The sequence below is a fragment of the Pseudomonas sp. NPDC096917 genome (assembly GCF_044762555.1).
Lineage (GTDB): Bacteria > Pseudomonadota > Gammaproteobacteria > Pseudomonadales > Pseudomonadaceae > Aquipseudomonas.
In genome coordinates this window covers 1-3,864 of sequence record NZ_JBIWEO010000045.1, presented here as the reverse complement: position 1 = coordinate 3,864, position 3,864 = coordinate 1, and the positions used below count along the sequence as shown (strand labels likewise).

Sequence of the window (3,864 nt, the reverse complement as noted above, 5' to 3'; positions counted from 1 at the left end):
GATCATCAGCTACTCCGGCAATGCTGCGCTGGAGTACGTCGGTTATCGCTTGGGCGAACCGGCATTTGATGTCAAAGAATGCGTGTTGCGCGGTGTAACTTACGCCGTACCTTTGCGGGTAAAAGTTCGTTTGATCATTTTCGACAAAGAATCGTCGAACAAAGCGATCAAGGACATCAAAGAGCAAGAAGTCTACATGGGTGAAATCCCCCTGATGACTGAAAACGGTACCTTTGTAATCAACGGTACCGAGCGTGTAATTGTTTCCCAGCTGCACCGTTCCCCGGGCGTGTTCTTTGACCACGACCGCGGCAAGACGCACAGCTCCGGTAAGCTGCTTTATTCCGCGCGTATCATTCCTTACCGTGGTTCGTGGTTGGACTTTGAGTTCGATCCGAAAGACTGCGTGTTCGTACGTATCGACCGTCGTCGCAAGCTGCCTGCATCGGTACTGCTGCGCGCGCTGGGTTATACGACTGAGCAAGTGCTAGACGCGTTCTACACCACCAACGTTTTCCATGTTCAAGGTGAAAGTATCAGCCTGGAGCTGGTTCCTCAGCGCCTGCGTGGTGAAATCGCAGCCATCGATATTACCGATGACAAAGGCAAGGTGATCGTCGAGCAAGGCCGTCGTATTACTGCTCGTCACATCAATCAGCTGGAAAAAGCCGGTGTCAAAGAGCTCGTTATGCCTCTGGACTATGTCCTGGGTCGCACAACGGCCAAGGCAATCGTGCATCCGGCTACTGGTGAAATTATTGCTGAGTGCAACACCGAGCTGACAACTGAAATCCTGGCAAAAGTTGCCAAGAGCCAAGTTGTTCGTATCGAAACGTTGTACACCAACGATATCGACTGCGGCCCGTTTGTCTCCGACACCCTGAAGATCGACTCCACCAGCAACCAATTGGAAGCGCTGGTCGAGATCTATCGCATGATGCGTCCTGGCGAGCCGCCAACCAAAGACGCTGCCGAGACTCTGTTCAACAACCTGTTCTTCAGCCCTGAGCGCTATGACCTGTCTGCGGTCGGCCGGATGAAGTTCAACCGTCGTATCGGTCGTACCGAAATCGAAGGTTCGGGTGTGTTGTGCAAAGAAGACATCGTTGCGGTATTGAAGACTCTGGTCGACATCCGTAACGGTAAAGGCATCGTCGATGACATCGATCACCTGGGTAACCGTCGTGTTCGCTGTGTTGGCGAAATGGCTGAAAACCAGTTCCGCGTTGGCTTGGTACGTGTTGAGCGTGCGGTCAAAGAGCGTCTGTCGATGGCGGAAAGCGAAGGCTTGATGCCGCAGGATCTGATCAACGCCAAGCCAGTGGCTGCTGCGGTCAAAGAGTTCTTCGGTTCCAGCCAGCTGTCTCAGTTCATGGACCAGAACAACCCGCTGTCCGAGATCACCCACAAGCGCCGTGTTTCTGCGCTGGGCCCGGGCGGTCTCACGCGTGAGCGTGCAGGCTTTGAAGTTCGTGACGTACACCCGACTCACTACGGTCGTGTATGCCCGATCGAGACACCGGAAGGTCCGAACATCGGTTTGATCAACTCCTTGGCTGCTTATGCGCGCACCAACCAGTACGGCTTCCTTGAAAGCCCGTATCGTGTGGTGAAAGACGCATTGGTCACCGACGAGATCGTATTCCTGTCCGCCATCGAAGAAGCTGATCACGTGATCGCTCAGGCTTCGGCCACGATGAACGACAAGAAAGTACTGATCGACGAACTGGTAGCTGTTCGTCACTTGAACGAATTCACCGTTAAGGCGCCGGAAGACGTCACCTTGATGGACGTTTCTCCGAAGCAGGTTGTTTCTGTGGCGGCGTCGTTGATTCCGTTCCTCGAGCACGATGACGCCAACCGTGCGTTGATGGGTTCGAACATGCAGCGTCAAGCTGTACCCACCCTGCGTGCTGACAAGCCGCTGGTAGGTACGGGTATGGAGCGTAACGTAGCTCGTGACTCCGGCGTTTGCGTCGTGGCTCGTCGTGGCGGCGTAATCGACTCTGTTGATGCTAGCCGTATCGTGGTTCGTGTTGCAGATGATGAAGTTGAGACCGGCGAAGCTGGTGTTGATATCTACAACCTGACCAAATACACCCGTTCGAACCAGAACACCTGCATTAACCAGCGTCCGCTGGTTCGCAAAGGTGATCGTGTACAGCGTAGCGACATCATGGCTGACGGCCCGTCCACCGATATGGGGGAGCTGGCTCTGGGTCAGAACATGCGCATCGCGTTCATGGCCTGGAACGGTTACAACTTCGAAGACTCCATCTGCCTGTCGGAACGCGTAGTTCAAGAAGACCGCTTCACCACGATCCACATTCAGGAGCTGACCTGTGTGGCACGTGACACCAAGCTTGGGCCTGAAGAGATCACTGCAGACATCCCGAACGTGGGTGAAGCTGCACTGAACAAGCTGGACGAAGCCGGTATCGTTTACGTAGGTGCTGAAGTTGGCGCAGGCGACATTCTGGTAGGTAAGGTCACACCGAAAGGCGAGACCCAACTGACGCCAGAAGAGAAGCTGTTGCGTGCAATCTTCGGTGAAAAGGCCAGTGACGTTAAAGACACCTCGCTGCGCGTACCTACTGGTACCAAAGGTACTGTCATCGACGTACAAGTCTTCACTCGCGACGGTGTTGAGCGTGATGCTCGTGCCCTGTCGATCGAGAAGACTCAGCTGGACGAGATCCGCAAGGATCTGAACGAAGAGTTCCGTATTGTTGAAGGCGCTACTTTCGAACGTCTGCGCTCTGCGCTGGTTGGCCATGTGGCTGAGGGCGGTGCAGGTCTGAAGAAAGGCCAGGAAATCACCAATGAAGTCCTGGACGGTCTTGAGCATGGTCAGTGGTTCAAACTGCGCATGGCTGAAGATGCTCTGAACGAGCAGCTTGAAAAGGCTCAGGCTTACATCATCGATCGCCGTCGTCTGCTGGACGACAAGTTCGAAGACAAGAAGCGCAAACTGCAGCAAGGCGATGACCTGGCTCCAGGCGTGCTGAAAATCGTCAAGGTTTACCTGGCAATCCGTCGTCGCATCCAGCCGGGTGACAAGATGGCCGGTCGTCACGGTAACAAGGGTGTGGTCTCCGTAATCATGCCGGTTGAAGACATGCCGTACGATGCCAATGGCACCCCGGTCGATGTGGTCCTCAACCCGTTGGGCGTACCTTCGCGTATGAACGTTGGTCAGATTCTCGAAACCCACCTGGGCCTTGCAGCCAAAGGTTTGGGCGAGAAGATCAACCTCATGATTGAAGAGCAGCGCAAGGTTGCTGACCTGCGTAAGTTCCTGCATGAGATCTACAACGAAATTGGCGGTCGTCAAGAAAGCTTGGATGACTTCTCCGATCAAGAAATCCTTGATCTGGCGAAGAACCTTCGCGGCGGTGTGCCAATGGCTACCCCGGTGTTCGACGGTGCCAAAGAAAGCGAAATCAAGGCAATGCTTCGTTTGGCAGACCTGCCAGACAGCGGCCAGATGGTGCTGACTGATGGTCGTACCGGCAACAAGTTCGAGCGTCCGGTTACTGTTGGCTACATGTACATGCTGAAGCTGAACCACTTGGTAGACGACAAGATGCACGCGCGTTCTACCGGTTCTTACAGCCTGGTTACCCAGCAGCCGCTGGGTGGTAAGGCGCAGTTCGGTGGTCAGCGTTTCGGGGAGATGGAGGTCTGGGCGCTGGAAGCTTACGGCGCGGCATACACTCTGCAAGAAATGCTCACAGTGAAGTCGGACGATGTGAACGGTCGTACCAAGATGTACAAAAACATCGTGGACGGCGATCACCGTATGGAGCCGGGCATGCCCGAGTCCTTCAAAGTGTTTATCAAAGAAATTCGTTCCCTCGGCAT

Annotated in this window: 1 protein-coding gene; it reads left to right on the top strand. The window is 54.6% G+C overall.

The features are described from left to right. Positions 1-3,864: DNA-directed RNA polymerase subunit beta (rpoB, locus tag ACIQYF_RS23615; protein ID WP_402866688.1), on the top strand; the 3,864-nt coding region annotated here is incomplete at both ends.